The following is a 13,164-nucleotide window of genomic DNA, read 5'->3' as shown; positions in this document are numbered from 1 at the left end:
CGCGGCTATCGCCGCCAAGAGGTCGGCACAGCTGTTGTCGATTAGTGCCACACCGCCATTAGCGCCTGCATTTCAGCATCGCTGAGCAAACCTTGCGGGTAGCGTCCGGCAAGCAGACGTCGTGGGTCGGTCGTCCTGACCCTGATGCTTCCATGGTGTTTCAACCACGCCGCGACCCGCTTGAGCGATGGGTGACCAACTGCCGATGGGCGCAAAGCCGACTCACTTGCTGCGTTCATGTCTACACGTACTCCCTAACCCGTGAGCGGCTAATCTACGTAGGTAATGTTACAGCTCGGATAACCTGGCAGACCCAAGCTATCTCCTTGAAAAACAATACAAAGCCTATGCCAAACCAGCCGCCGGGCGTCGCCCGAAAAAAAAAGGCCCGTCTACTGACGGGCCTCATTGTCACCGGGCTGGCACTCAGCGCGTCACCGGTGCCGGCTGCTGCTGGGTCAGGCAGTGGATGTTGCCACCGCCCAACAGCAGCTCGCGCCCGGGAATCATCACCACTTCGTGGTCGGGGAATATCCGCGCAAGGATCGCTCTGGCTTCGGCATCTGCCGGGTCATCGAAGCTTGGCGCAATAATGCCGCCGTTGACGATCAGGAAGTTCACGTAGGAGCCGGCCAGGCGCACCGATGGGTCACGCTCCTGGCTGCCGGCAACGTGGTCGACACCGGCACATTCTTCAGCCGTGGCGTACAGCGGCCCAGGAATGGGCATTTTGTGCACGATTAGTGCTCGGCCCTTGGCGTCACGGGTGTTCTGCAACACCTCCATGGCGGCATGGCAACGGGCGTAATTGGGGTCGTTGGAATCATCGGTCCAGGCCAGTAACACTTCGCCCGGGCGCACGTAACAGCAGAAATTGTCGACGTGGCCGTCGGTTTCATCGTTGTACAGGCCATCGGGCAACCACACCACGGTATCCACCGCCAGGTGGTCGCGCAGCACCGCTTCGATCTGCTCGCGGGTCAGGTGCGGGTTGCGGTTGCGGTTGAGCAGGCATTCCTCGGTGGTGATCAGCGTGCCTTCACCGTCCACGTGGATCGAACCGCCCTCGAGCACGAAGCCTTCGGTGTGGTAGCGCTGGCAGCGCTCCATTTCCAGCACTTTGGCCGCCAGCTCCTCGTCGCGGTTCCATGGCGCATACAGGCCACCATCGAAGCCGCCCCAGGCGTTGAAGCCCCAGTCCACACCGCGCACTTCGCCTTGGTCGTTGATGACGAAGGTCGGGCCGGTGTCACGCACCCAGGCGTCGTCGTTGCTGATTTCGACCACCCGAATGTTCGGCTGGTCGAGCTGGCGACGCGCGTTCTCGTACTGGCCAGCGGAAACCGCAACGGTAACCGGCTCAAAACGGGCAATGGCCTTGGCCAGGGCTACATGGGCTGCCTGCGCCGGTTTGCCGCCCAGGCGCCAGTTGTCCGAACGCTCCGGCCAAACCATCCATACCTGGGTTTGCGGGGCCCACTCGGCGGGCATGTGGAAACCATCGGCACGTGGCGTGGAGTTGAGGGTTTTCATGGTTGACCTCTGTGATGGCCCTGGGCCGGATTGCGGTGAGACGTTGATCTATTTATAACCGATACATATCGATATTTAAAGCCTTATGTGTCGGATTTTCAGGCGAACCTCCATCCTAATATCGATAGAAATCGAATTTAATGCGTGTTCGCCCGTTAGCACCCGTCGCTTGGCCGCCTACCCTGGCCATATCGTACGCATCCTGTCACTGCTGCATGCGGAAATTTCCAGGAAGGGCGACTAGGGTCAATAGTTAACGAACGGCAAGCGAACCGCCATGAACATCATCCCGACTGAAATCCCCGATGTACTGATCATCGAGCCCACGGTTTACGGTGACAGCCGTGGCTTTTTCTTCGAAGCGTTCAACGCCCGCGAGTTCGCAAGGCAGACCGGGGTGAATGTCGAATTCGTCCAGGATAACCACTCGCGCTCGGTCAAGGGCGTGCTCCGCGGGCTGCATTTTCAGGTAGAGAATACCCAGGGCAAGCTGGTGCGCGTGGTTCAGGGCGAAATCCGCGATGTCGCCGTGGATGTGCGCAAAAGCTCGCCAACCTTCGGCCAGTGGGTCGCGGTGGATCTGTCCGCAGCCAACCATCGCCAGTTGTGGATACCCGCAGGCTTCGCCCACGGCTTTGCGGTGCTGAGCGAGTCGGCCGAGTTCCTCTACAAGACCACCGATTACTACAACCCCGGCGCCGACCGCTGCATCCGCTGGGACGATCCGCACCTGGCCATCGACTGGGGGCTGCAGCAACCACCGCTGCTGTCAGACAAGGACAAGCTTGGCCGGGCATGGGCAGAGGCGGAACTGCTGCCGTAACTAGCGCATAATTGCGCCAGACCTTTCTGGCGCATTTACGTGATGATTGCTAAACCCACGCCCCCACGCCGTCCCCGCTGGCGCAGCCTGGCCTTGCTGGCCCTGTGCCTGGCGCCGTTACTGTGGCCCTTGCACCACCTGGCCGAACGTTACTACCAGCAGGAATTGGCCTCGCAGAACCGCCAGACCCTGGACCTGTACGTGGCCAACCTGCTCGGCACCCTGCACCGCTATGAAACCTTGCCGCAGATCCTCGGCGACCTGCCGGCACTGCGCAGCGTACTGGCCGACCCCTTCCGCCTGGAGGCGGTGACCAACGCCAACCGCCTGCTCAAGGGCATTGTGCAGCAGACCGGCGCCGAGGTGATGTACCTGATGGACGTCAGCGGCAACACCCTGGCGGCCTCCAACTGGGACAAGCACGACAGCTTCGTAGGCCGCAACTTCGCCTTCCGCCCGTACTTCAACGAAGCCATGGCGGGCCACCTGGGCCGCTTCTTCGGCCAGGGCACAACGTCGGCCAAACGCGGCTACTTCTTTGCCGCCGCCGTACGTGATCGCGAGCGCATCGTGGGCGTGCTGGTGGTCAAGGTCGACCTCGACCACACCGAAACCCTGTGGGGCCGCACGCCGGAGCAGCTGTTGCTGACCGATCACAATGGCGTGGTCATCCTCACTTCGCGGCCCGATTGGCGCTTCCGTGCCACCCGCGCACTGAGCGATGCCGAGCGCCAGGCCATCATCGCCATCCAGCCCTACCCTACCCAGGCACCGCAACCGCTGGTGCTCGCCCCGGATGCCTGGATCACCCAGACCCGCGACATCAAGGAGACCGGCTGGCAAGTCAGCATCCTTGCCCCGCGCATGCTGGTAGACCGTTCGGTGCAAACGGTAATGGCCATTGGCGCCGGCACCCTGCTGGTAGCAATGCTGCTGGCCGGGCTGGTGATGCAACGGCGCCGCCACTACATCGACCGCATCGACTTCGAAGCCCGCGCCCGTCAGGAGCTGGAAAAGCGCGTAGCCGAACGCACCGCCGACCTCGAGGGCCTCAACACCCGCCTCAAGCGCGCCGTACTGGAGCGCGAAAATGCCCAGCAAGAGGCGGTGCGCGCCCAGGACGAGCTGGTGCAGGCCGGCAAGCTGTCGGTGCTTGGCACCATGTCGGCCAGTATCAGCCACGAACTCAACCAGCCGCTGGCGGCGATTCGCAGCTACGCAGAAAATGCCGAGATCCTGCTCGACCACCAACGCACCGAGGACGCCCGCGGCAACCTCAAGCTGATTGGCGAGCTGACCGGGCGCATGGCGTCGATCATCGCCCACTTGCGGGCCTTCGCCCGCCGTGACCGGCACGCCCCGGAAAGCGTGGCCCTGCAGCCAGCCCTGGACGATGCCCTGGCGCTGCTGGCCAAGCGCCGCCGGGCAATGGCCGTGGAGCTGATCCGCGACCTGCCGGAAGCCACCTTGTGGGTACAGGCCGGTGAAACCCGCCTGCGCCAGGTGCTGGGCAACCTGTTGGCCAATGCCCTGGATGCCCTGACCGAAAAAGCCAACCCGCGCCGCCTGTGGCTAAGTGCCGAACAGCGTGATGACTGCGTCTACCTGTACATCCGCGACAATGGCCCCGGCTTCAGCCGCCAGGCCCTGGAGCATGCCAAGGAGCCGTTCTTCACCACCAAGACCCGCACCCAGGGCCTGGGCCTGGGGTTGGCCATCTGCGAAAGCCTGATGCGCGCCCTGGGGGGTGAACTGCTGCTGGCCAACCACCCGGAAGGTGGTGCTCTGCTGACCCTGCAGCTACGCAAGGCTGCGCCTGGCGCAACCTTGCCCAATTCGGAGGACCCCTCGGCATGACCCCCGAGACACAGATCGACAGCCAAGCCCAGGTCATCCTGGTCGACGATGACCCGCACCTGCGCCAGGCCCTGAGCCAGACCTTGGACCTGGCCGGGCTGAAAGTGGTCGCGCTGGGCGATGCCCAAGGCCTGGCTGAGCGTATCGAGAGCGACTGGCCCGGCGTGGTGGTCAGCGACATCCGCATGCCCGGCATCGATGGCCTGCAGCTGCTGGAGCAACTGCACGGCCGCGACAGCGAACTGCCCGTGCTGCTGATTACCGGCCACGGGGATGTGCCCCTGGCGGTACAGGCAATGCGCGCCGGTGCCTATGACTTTCTGGAAAAGCCTTTCGCCAGCGACGCCCTGCTCGACAGCGTGCGCCGTGCCTTGGCCCTGCGCCGCCTGGTGCTGGACAACCGCAGCCTGCGCCTGGCGCTGAGCGACCGCCAGCAACTGGCCACGCGCCTGGTCGGCCATTCGCCGGCCATGCAGCGCCTGCGCGAGCAGATCGGCGCCTTGGCCGGAACCCGCGCCGATGTGCTGATCCTGGGTGAAACCGGTGCTGGCAAGGAGGTGGTCGCCCGTGCGCTGCATGACCTGTCCAGCCGTCGTGACGGGCCGTTCGTGGCGATCAACGCCGGGGCACTGGCCGAATCGGTGGTCGAAAGCGAACTGTTCGGCCATGAGCCCGGGGCGTTCACCGGGGCGCAAAAACGGCGCATCGGCAAATTCGAGTTCGCCAACGGCGGCACGCTGTTCCTCGACGAAATCGAGAGCATGAGCCTGGACGTGCAGGTCAAGCTGCTGCGCATGTTGCAGGAGCGGGTGGTGGAACGCCTGGGCGGCAACCAGTTGATCCCGCTGGATATCCGCATTATCGCCGCCACCAAGGAAGACCTGCGCCAGGCCGCCGACCAAGGCCGCTTCCGTGCCGACCTGTACTACCGGCTGAACGTAGCGCCACTGCGTATCCCGCCGCTGCGGGACCGCGGCGACGACATCCTGGTGCTGTTCCAGCATTTTGCCGACGCTGCCAGCCAGCGCCACAGCCTGGCGCCACACGCCTTGCTGCCGGCGCAGCGGGCGATGCTGCTGCGCCACACCTGGCCAGGTAACGTGCGTGAATTGCAGAACGCCGCCGAGCGTTTCGCCCTGGGCCTTGAGCTGGCGCTGGATGGCCAGCTGCCAGCGGCAGCGGCTGCGGCGCCTTCGGTGTTGAGTGGCAACCTGAGCGAACAGGTAGAGCAATTCGAGCGCTCGCTGATCGCCGCCGAGCTGGCCCAGCCCCACAGCTCCATGCGCAGCCTGGCAGAGGCGCTGGGCATCCCCCGCAAAACCTTGCACGACAAGCTGCGCAAGCATGGCTTGAGCTTCGAGGGCGGTAGCGGCGGGCACGACGACCATGAGGACAACCGTTGATGAGCACCGATAGCCAGTACCTGCAGTCCGTACTGCATGGCGACATCCCGCTGACCCGCGAAATGGGCCTGGAGGTCATTGATTGGCAACACCACACCCTGCGCCTGCAATTGCCGCTGGCGGCCAACGTCAACCACAAGAGCACCATGTTCGGCGGCAGCCTGTACTGTGCAGCGGTGCTAGTGGGCTGGGGCTGGTTGCACCTGCGGCTGCGCGAACTGGGGATAGATGACGGGCATATCGTCATCCAGGAAGGGCAAATCAGCTACCCGCTGCCGGTTACCGGGGCGGCAATAGCCCGTTGCCAGGCGCCGGAAGAGAAAGCCTGGGAACGCTTCCTCAACATGTACCAGCGTCGTGGCCGGGCGCGGTTGACGCTGCAGACCACGGTAAGCAATACCGGGAGTGATGAGCCGGCCGTCACCTTCAGCGGCCAGTACGTGCTGCACCGCTGAGAACGAAGGCTGTCGCGCCCCCTGTAGGAGCGGCCTTGTGTCGCGATGGGCTGCAAAGCAGCCCCAGGGTTTGGGCATGGTGCACAAATTGCCGGGGCTGCTTTGCAGCCCATCGCGACACAAGGCCGCTCCTACAAGGCCAGGCCCGCTAGATCAGCTCAAGAAAGGCCTGGCGCCACGCTGCCTTGGCCGGCAACGCCAGGAAATACGGGTTGAGCAAAGACTCGCGCGCCGGGTAACGGAACGGCAACCCGTCCAGCCCGATCACTTCACCCCCCGCCCCTTCCACCACACCCTGGGCCGCCGCCGTATCCCACTGCGAAGTCGGCGCCAGGCGTGGATAACAATCGGCGCTGCCCTCGGCCAACAGGCAGAACTTCAACGAGCTACCAATGTTGGCCAGCTCCAGTTCACCCACTGCCGCACCCAGGCCCGCCAACAATGCTTCCTGTTCGGGGCTGGAGTGCCGGCGGCTGGCAACCACGGTAAACCGCTCACCCGCTGGCGGAGCGTTGCGCACCTGGATCGGCCGGGCCGCCTCACCCGCGTCTGCCCGCCAAGCCCCCAATTCGCGGCCCCCAAAGTAGCAGCGGCCATTCGTGGGCATCGATACCACGCCGAACACCACCTCGCCTTTTTCGATCAAGGCGATATTGACTGTGAACTCCTCGCTACCGGCAATGAATTCCTTGGTGCCATCCAGCGGGTCCACCAGCCACCAGCGGCTCCAGCCCTGGCGCTCGGCCAGCGCAATATTGCAGTCCTCTTCGGACAACACCGGAATCTGCGGCGCCAGCGCCAGCAGGCCATCGGCAATCACCCGGTGCGCTGCCAGGTCGGCGGCAGTCACCGGCGAATCATCGGCCTTGTTGGTCACTGCCACATCGGCACGCCAGTACGGCAGGATCGCCTCGCCCGCAGTCAACGCCAACTTGACCACTTCACGCATCAGTTGATTGTCGTTCATAGCGCCAGCAGCCCCCGCTGAATCATCAGGTCACGCGCCAGGTACAGCGCCGCCAGGGCGCGGCCTTCGGTGAACTGCGGGTGCATGGCCAAGGCCGACAGCTCGCGCAGGTTGACCTTGTCGACCCGCATCGGCTCCGGCTCATCGCCCTCCAGGCGCTCTTCGTACAGATCGGTGGCCAGCACCACCTGGATTTTCTGGCTCATGTAGCCCGGCGAAAGCGACAGCTCGGTCAGGTGCTCAAGCTGGCGCGCGCCAAGCCCGGCCTCTTCCTTGAGCTCGCGGTTGGCGGCTGCCAGCACATCTTCGCCGGGCTCGATCAGGCCCTTGGGCAGCGACAGCTCGTACTCGTCGGTACCACCGCAATACTCTTCCACCAGCACGGCGTGCTCGGCGTCGAGCATGGCCACGATCATCACCGCGCCATAGCCGTTACCCCGGCCGACCAGGCGCTCATAGGTGCGCTCGGCACCATTGCTGAAGCGCAATTGCACAGCCTCTACGCGGAACAGGCGGCTGCTGGCGACGATTTCGCGGCTGAGGACGGTGGGTTTCTGGCGCATGGGGCGGCTCCTTGGCGTGAACGGGTTACTATACCGTGGCTTGCCGACTGATCGAGAGTTTCCCATGCCTGTTCTTCCCTGGTCTGCCATCGATACCGTCCTGCTGGATATGGACGGCACCCTGCTCGACCTGCATTACGACAACCGCTTCTGGCTCGACCACCTGCCCCAGCGCTATGCAGAGCTGCATGGCGTGAGCCGGGCCATGGCGGAAATGGAGCTGCAGCCGCTGTTCGAGCGCAATGCCGGCACGCTGAACTGGTACTGCCTGGACTTCTGGAGCCGGGAGCTGCGCCTGCCGATCCGGGAGCTGAAACGGGAAATTGCCGACCTGATCGCGTTGCGCCCGGATGCCGACACGTTCCTGGCGGCGATTCGAAATGCCGGCAAGCGCGTGGTGATGATCACCAATGCCCACCGTGATTCGCTGTCGCTGAAGCTGGAACGGGTGGAACTGGCACCGTATTTCGAGCGGCTGATCAGCTCGCATGATTATGGTTACCCGAAGGAAAGCCCACAGTTCTGGGACGCCTTGCAGGCGGACATCGGTTTTGAGCCGGGGCGTAGCCTGTTCATCGATGACACCCTGGCGATACTGCGCAGCGCACGGTGCTTTGGTGTGGCGCACCTGCTGGCTGTACGCCAGCCCGATAGCCAGGCGCAGCCGCGCGATACTGAAGAGTTTGCTGCGGTCGAGGATTACCGGGAGCTATTGATTGGCCTGTAAGCGCCCTGGCACCGGCTACGCCGGTGTTAGCGGGCACGCCCGCTCCCACAGGTGACCACCGGCCTCACGCCATGCAGCAACCTTGTGGGAGCCGGCTTGCCGGCGATAGGGCCGATAAAGCCTGCAAAAATCAGTCAGGAATACGCAGTACCTGCCCCGGATAAATCTTGTCCGGGTGCTTGAGCATTGGCTTGTTGGCCTCGAAGATCTTGTTGAACTGATTGGCATTGCCATACACCACCAGGGCAATCGCCGACAGCGTGTCACCCTTCTTGACCGTGACCAGGCGTGCGGCTGTCACGACCGGCCCGGTCACAGTGATCTGGTCATCGACGCTGGCCACACCCTCGATGTTGCCCGCTGCCAGCACAATCTTCTCCTTCTCTTCCTGGCTGGCGACTTCACCCTTGAGGATCACTTTGTCGCCCTCCACGGTCGCCGTGATGTTCGGGTTGCCGAGGCCGACATTCTCCACGTGTTTCTTCAACTGCTCTTCGGCTTTGGCATTGCCCGGGGTCAGCAGGTCGATCAACTTCTCGCCTGCTTCCTTTACGAAACTGATCAAGCTCATAGCACTCTCCTTGTTCACGAAACCTCGAACCCAGCAGTCTAGGCCAGCTTTGCTCATGCCGCCCGCCTGCGACCAATCGACGCGCTCTATCAAGGGATAGAGGCTAGCGATTAGACGCCACAGGCCCACGCGCCTAGGCTTGTGCTACACCAAGCCGCCGAATGAACAGCCTGCCCGATGAACAGCAAACCTCCGGTCTGCACGGCCTCATCGCCCTTGTCCCTGCCGGCCGCCAGCAACACCTACGCATACGTCCAGCTCAGCGACGGTAAAGGTGACAGCACGCCGCTGGCCGAAGAGGTTGCGTTGGCCATCGTCTACAACGGCCTCAACCAGGCAGTGATGCTGGTCAGCCCGACCGACCTGGAAGATTTCGCCGTCGGTTTCAGCGTGGGCAGCGGCATCGTCGGAGGCACCACGGAAATCTACGACCTGAAGCTCTCGGGCAGTGGCTCGGCCCTGTATGCAGACCTGGAAATATCCAGCCGAGCCTTCTGGAACCTGAAAAACCAGCGCCGGCAGCTGGCCGGCACCAGCGGCTGCGGCCTGTGCGGGGTCGAGGCGCTGGAGCAGGCGCTGCCAGAGCTGGCCGTGCTGCCCGGTGCGCCACTGCCACCGGCAGCGTGGCTGGTGGGCCTGCGCGAGCGCATCGATGCATTTCAGCCGCTGGGCCAGCACTGCGGGGCGGTGCATGCCGCGCTGTTCATGGACCGCCACGGCGAACTGCTGCTGGGCCGTGAAGACATTGGCCGGCACAACGCCCTCGACAAGCTGATCGGCGCGCTGCTGCGCCAGGGCATCGACAGCCAGGGCGGCCTTGCGATCGTCACCAGCCGCTGCAGCCTGGAACTGATCCAGAAGGTGCTGCGCGCCGGCATCCAGACCTTGGTCAGCCTGTCCGCCCCCACCGGGCTTGCCCTGCAGTGGGCGCGCAAGCACAACCTCAACCTCATTCATCTACCCAAGCACAGCGCACCGCGGGTCTACAGCCCGGCGGCGGAGTCGTAACAGTCGTGACCTCGTACCAGCACCTACCGGACAATGCCCCAGCCTCAACCCCTCGCTACAAGCCCTACCACGGCCCTGCCGGTGGCTGGGGTGCGCTGCGCAGCGTGGCCAAGGCCTGGGTCGGCAGCGATAACGCGCTGAAGAACATTCGCGCCCTGCTCAAGACCAACCAGAACGGCGGTTTCGACTGCCCAGGCTGCGCCTGGGGCGATTCGCCAGAAAGCGGCATGGTCAAGTTCTGCGAGAACGGCGCCAAGGCCGTAAACTGGGAGGCCACCAAGCGCCGTGTCGACGCTGCCTTCTTCGCCCGTTACAGCGTCACCGCCCTGCTGCAGCAAAGCGACTACTGGCTGGAGTACCAGGGCCGCCTCACCGAGCCGATGGTCTACGACGCGACCAGCGACCGCTATCAGCCGATCAGCTGGGACGCCGCTTTTGCCCTGGTCGCCCGCGAGCTGAACAAGTTGGCCACACCTGACCAGGCCGAGTTCTATACCTCGGGGCGGGCCAGCAACGAAGCAGCCTACCTGTACCAGCTGTTCGTGCGCGCCTTCGGTACCAACAACTTTCCCGACTGCTCGAACATGTGCCACGAAGCCAGCGGCGTGGCGTTGGGGCAAAGCATCGGGGTGGGCAAGGGCACGGTCACGTTCGACGACTTCGAACATGCCGACGCGATTTTTGTCTGGGGCCAGAACCCCGGCACCAACCACCCGCGCATGCTCGACCCGCTGCGCGACGCGGTGAAACGTGGCGCTCAGGTGGTTTGCATCAACCCGCTCAAGGAGCGGGGCCTGGAGCGCTTCCAGCACCCGCAGAACCCGCTGGAAATGTTGACCAACAGCGACCGCCCAACCAACACGGCATTCTTCCGACCGGCGCTGGGTGGCGACATGGCGCTGCTGCGTGGCATGGCCAAGTTCGCCCTGCAGTGGGAGCGTGAAGCCCAGGCCAAGGGTGAACCGGCGGTGTTCGACCATGCCTTCATCGCCGAGCACGGCCATGGCGTGGACGATTACCTGGCCGTGGTAGATGCCACGCCATGGGACCACATCCAGGCGCAATCCGGCCTGCCCATGGCCGACATCGAACTGGCGGCGCGCATGTACTGCCGCGCCGAGCGGGTCATCATGTGCTGGGCGATGGGTATCACCCAACACCGCCACTCGGTGCCGACCATTCAGGAAATCGTCAACCTGCAGATGCTGCGCGGCAATATCGGCGCACCAGGCGCAGGCCTGTGCCCGGTACGTGGCCACAGCAACGTGCAGGGCGACCGCACCATGGGCATCAACGAGCGCCCACCCATGGCACTGCTCGAGGCCATGGAAAAGCGCTTCGGCTTCCCCGTGCCACGGCACAACGGCCACAACACGGTCGAAGCGATTCACGCCATGCTCGACGGCCGGGCCAAGGTGTTCATCGGCCTGGGCGGCAATTTCGCCCAGGCCACGCCGGACACCGAGCGCACGGCGCAGGCGCTGCGCAACTGCGAGCTGACCGTGCACATCAGCACCAAGCTCAACCGCAGCCACCTGGTTCATGGCAAGCAAGCGCTGATTTTGCCGTGCCTGGGCCGTACCGACATCGACTTGCAGGCCGACGGGCCACAAGCGGTAACGGTCGAAGACTCGTTCAGCATGGTGCACGCATCCAACGGCCAGCTCAAACCGCTGTCTTCGCAGATGCGCTCGGAGCCGGCGGTCATTGCTGGCATCGCCGCCGCTACGCTGGGCAAGAAACCCGTGGACTGGCACTGGCTGGTCGCCGACTATGCGCGCATTCGCGACCTGATCGCCGACACCATCACAGGCTTCAGCGGCTTCAACCAACGCCTGCAACACCCAGGCGGCTTCTACCTGGGCAATAACGCCGCCAGCCGCACATGGAAGACCAACACCGGCCGCGCCAACTTCAAGGCCAACCTGCTGCCCGATACGCTGCTTGACGAGCGTGCGCGTGCCAGCGGCCAGTTACCGGACCTGATCATGCAGTCGATGCGCTCGCACGATCAGTACAACACCACCATCTACGGCCTGGACGACCGCTACCGTGGCGTGCGCGGCCAACGCGAGGTGCTGTTCGCCAACGAAGCCGACATCATCCGCCTGGGCTTCCAGCCGGGGCAGAAGGTCGACATCGTATCGTTGTGGGGGGATGAACACGTCCGCCGGGTGCACGGCTTTACCCTGCTGGCGTTCGATATTCCGGCCGGGCAGGCGGCGGCGTATTACCCGGAGGTGAACCCGCTGGTGCCGCTGGAGAGCATTGGCGATGGCAGCCATACGCCAACCTCGAAGTTCATCGCCATCAAGCTGGAGCGGGCGCGGGACGACGGGCGTATTCTGTAATAAAGTTGCCGCGAAGAGGCCAGAAGCCCCAACGCCAAAAACCAAAACGCCCTGTTCCGCAAGGTTCAGGGCTTTTGCCATAAAGAGCTCAGACAGCCGAAAACGGTTTAAGTTTCACAACAAATACAGTCACTTACAGAATTGTGTACAACTCGTGTTACTCGTCGGATTTCCGTTGCCAGTCACCTCGCTTAGCCTCAAATTCGCCTCGTCATCCTTATGAGGCTCTCTTGATGAAGAAGTACTCCTCGATTTTGTTGTTGTCTTTCAGCTTGCTCAGCGGCGTTGCCATGGCAGGCGGCACCACCGAGGCCGGCATTGGCGGCGCATTGGGTGGGGTACTGGGCTCCGTTGTCGGTAACTCCATCGGCGGTAGCACTGGCGGCGCCATTGGTGCCGGCCTGGGCGGTGCGGCCGGCGGTGCGCTGGGTGCCGACAAGCGCCAGCGCGGTGAAGCCGCTATTGGCGGTGCCCTGGGCGCGGCAGGCGGTAACGTGGTGGGTCGCTCGGTAGGCGGTACTACCGGTAGCTACATCGGCGCGGCTGCCGGCGGCGGTGCTGGTGGTGCGCTGGGTAACTACCTGGGCAACAAGGCCGACGCCGATGAGCGCCATGACGACCGTCGCTACCGCCGTGGCTACGATGACCGTCGCCACTACGACCGTGGCCATCACTACGGCCACCGCAAGCACAAGCGCCACTGGCGCGACTAAGGCCAGAGGGCCCTGCCCTGACAACAAAAACCCCGCCCCTTCCGGCTAATGCCTGTCAGTTAAGCGTTACTGGGGCTGCTTTGCAGCCCTTCGCGGGCATGCCCGCTCCCACAGGCTGAGGTGCGCCCCATTTGTTGGACAATCTTTGATTAGGCTGCTGCGGCCTGATTCCTGTATGCCACGGGACTCAGGC

The 13,164-nt window shown here is 63.9% G+C and carries 13 protein-coding genes; 8 read left to right on the top strand and 5 right to left on the bottom strand.

Annotated features, from left to right (window positions below):
• Positions 1 to 41: 41 nt before the first annotated feature.
• The gene (locus QME24_RS12735; protein ID WP_080709188.1) at positions 42 to 239 is read right to left on the bottom strand and encodes a hypothetical protein; all 198 of its coding nucleotides are present in this window, start codon (positions 237 to 239) and stop codon (positions 42 to 44) included.
• Between the two features lie 187 nt (positions 240 to 426).
• Complete coding sequence (aguA, locus tag QME24_RS12730) at positions 427 to 1,533, bottom strand: agmatine deiminase (protein ID WP_009684781.1); 1,107 nt, start codon at positions 1,531 to 1,533, stop codon at positions 427 to 429.
• A gap of 277 nt (positions 1,534 to 1,810) precedes the next feature.
• Here aguA and rfbC point away from each other — a divergent pair, with 277 nt between their 5' ends.
• From rfbC to QME24_RS12710, 4 genes are read left to right on the top strand one after another with little or no spacing between them, the layout of a single operon-like run.
• Positions 1,811 to 2,356 carry a dTDP-4-dehydrorhamnose 3,5-epimerase gene (rfbC, locus tag QME24_RS12725; protein ID WP_029885604.1) on the top strand — a complete coding sequence of 182 codons (546 nt, stop codon included), beginning with the start codon at positions 1,811 to 1,813 and terminating at the stop codon, positions 2,354 to 2,356.
• A 42-nt stretch (positions 2,357 to 2,398) separates the two neighbouring features.
• Complete coding sequence (locus QME24_RS12720; RefSeq protein WP_009684783.1) at positions 2,399 to 4,213, top strand: ATP-binding protein; 1,815 nt, start codon at positions 2,399 to 2,401, stop codon at positions 4,211 to 4,213.
• Positions 4,210 to 5,616 (top strand): sigma-54 dependent transcriptional regulator, encoded by a 1,407-nt coding sequence (locus tag QME24_RS12715; protein ID WP_054905026.1) that lies wholly within the window; start codon positions 4,210 to 4,212, stop codon positions 5,614 to 5,616. Before QME24_RS12720 ends, QME24_RS12715 begins: the two co-directional genes overlap by 4 nt.
• On the top strand, positions 5,616 to 6,071 hold the full coding sequence (locus tag QME24_RS12710; protein ID WP_280091827.1) for a YiiD C-terminal domain-containing protein: 456 nt from the start codon (positions 5,616 to 5,618) through the stop codon (positions 6,069 to 6,071). Before QME24_RS12715 ends, QME24_RS12710 begins: the two co-directional genes overlap by 1 nt.
• 148 nt (positions 6,072 to 6,219) lie before the next feature.
• Here the strand turns inward: QME24_RS12710 and cysQ are convergent, their stop codons facing one another.
• Together cysQ and nudE are read right to left on the bottom strand one after the other, a co-directional pair.
• Positions 6,220 to 7,038, bottom strand: coding sequence for a 3'(2'),5'-bisphosphate nucleotidase CysQ (cysQ, locus tag QME24_RS12705; RefSeq protein WP_281690858.1), 819 nt, complete (start codon positions 7,036 to 7,038; stop codon positions 6,220 to 6,222).
• On the bottom strand, positions 7,035 to 7,601 hold the full coding sequence (nudE, locus tag QME24_RS12700; protein WP_029885608.1) for an ADP compounds hydrolase NudE: 567 nt from the start codon (positions 7,599 to 7,601) through the stop codon (positions 7,035 to 7,037). Before nudE ends, cysQ begins: the two co-directional genes overlap by 4 nt.
• Before the next feature lie 64 nt (positions 7,602 to 7,665).
• On the opposite strand from nudE, the gene yrfG reads away from it, so the two are divergent.
• A complete protein-coding gene (gene yrfG / locus QME24_RS12695; RefSeq protein WP_054905029.1) occupies positions 7,666 to 8,328 on the top strand; it encodes a GMP/IMP nucleotidase in 663 nt (220 codons plus the stop codon).
• Between the two features lie 130 nt (positions 8,329 to 8,458).
• Here yrfG and lysM read toward each other — a convergent pair whose 3' ends face one another.
• Positions 8,459 to 8,899: a peptidoglycan-binding protein LysM gene (gene lysM / locus QME24_RS12690; RefSeq protein WP_009683781.1), complete on the bottom strand. Its 441-nt coding sequence runs from the start codon at positions 8,897 to 8,899 to the stop codon at positions 8,459 to 8,461.
• A gap of 177 nt (positions 8,900 to 9,076) precedes the next feature.
• On the opposite strand from lysM, the gene fdhD reads away from it, so the two are divergent.
• The 3 genes from fdhD to QME24_RS12675 all read left to right on the top strand — a co-directional run bounded on the left by fdhD (position 9,077) and on the right by QME24_RS12675 (position 12,971).
• Positions 9,077 to 9,907 carry a formate dehydrogenase accessory sulfurtransferase FdhD gene (gene fdhD, locus QME24_RS12685; protein WP_281690857.1) on the top strand — a complete coding sequence of 277 codons (831 nt, stop codon included), beginning with the start codon at positions 9,077 to 9,079 and terminating at the stop codon, positions 9,905 to 9,907.
• Between the two features lie 5 nt (positions 9,908 to 9,912).
• Positions 9,913 to 12,258 (top strand): FdhF/YdeP family oxidoreductase, encoded by a 2,346-nt coding sequence (locus tag QME24_RS12680; protein ID WP_280091416.1) that lies wholly within the window; start codon positions 9,913 to 9,915, stop codon positions 12,256 to 12,258.
• 233 nt (positions 12,259 to 12,491) lie between these two features.
• On the top strand, positions 12,492 to 12,971 hold the full coding sequence (locus QME24_RS12675) for a glycine zipper domain-containing protein (RefSeq protein WP_054890280.1): 480 nt from the start codon (positions 12,492 to 12,494) through the stop codon (positions 12,969 to 12,971).
• Positions 12,972 to 13,164: the final 193 nt, after the last annotated feature.

The sequence above is a fragment of the Pseudomonas sp. PARCl1 genome (assembly GCF_947311875.1).
Classification (GTDB): domain Bacteria; phylum Pseudomonadota; class Gammaproteobacteria; order Pseudomonadales; family Pseudomonadaceae; genus Aquipseudomonas; species Aquipseudomonas juntendi.
This window is presented reverse-complemented; position numbering and strand designations above follow the sequence as displayed.

Bases quoted from the DNA above. Each gene is read 5' to 3' on its own strand.
- QME24_RS12720 (WP_009684783.1), top strand. From the start codon at position 2,399: ATGATTGCTAAACCCACGCCCCCACGCCGTCCCCGCTGGCGCAGCCTG.
- QME24_RS12675 (WP_054890280.1), top strand. From the start codon at position 12,492: ATGAAGAAGTACTCCTCGATTTTGTTGTTGTCTTTCAGCTTGCTCAGC.
- rfbC (WP_029885604.1), top strand. From the start codon at position 1,811: ATGAACATCATCCCGACTGAAATCCCCGATGTACTGATCATCGAGCCC.
- QME24_RS12710 (WP_280091827.1), top strand. From the start codon at position 5,616: ATGAGCACCGATAGCCAGTACCTGCAGTCCGTACTGCATGGCGACATC.
- lysM (WP_009683781.1), bottom strand. From the start codon at position 8,899: ATGAGCTTGATCAGTTTCGTAAAGGAAGCAGGCGAGAAGTTGATCGAC.
- fdhD (WP_281690857.1), top strand. From the start codon at position 9,077: ATGAACAGCAAACCTCCGGTCTGCACGGCCTCATCGCCCTTGTCCCTG.
- QME24_RS12735 (WP_080709188.1), bottom strand. From the start codon at position 239: ATGAACGCAGCAAGTGAGTCGGCTTTGCGCCCATCGGCAGTTGGTCAC.
- nudE (WP_029885608.1), bottom strand. From the start codon at position 7,601: ATGCGCCAGAAACCCACCGTCCTCAGCCGCGAAATCGTCGCCAGCAGC.
- yrfG (WP_054905029.1), top strand. From the start codon at position 7,666: ATGCCTGTTCTTCCCTGGTCTGCCATCGATACCGTCCTGCTGGATATG.
- cysQ (WP_281690858.1), bottom strand. From the start codon at position 7,038: ATGAACGACAATCAACTGATGCGTGAAGTGGTCAAGTTGGCGTTGACT.
- aguA (WP_009684781.1), bottom strand. From the start codon at position 1,533: ATGAAAACCCTCAACTCCACGCCACGTGCCGATGGTTTCCACATGCCC.
- QME24_RS12715 (WP_054905026.1), top strand. From the start codon at position 4,210: ATGACCCCCGAGACACAGATCGACAGCCAAGCCCAGGTCATCCTGGTC.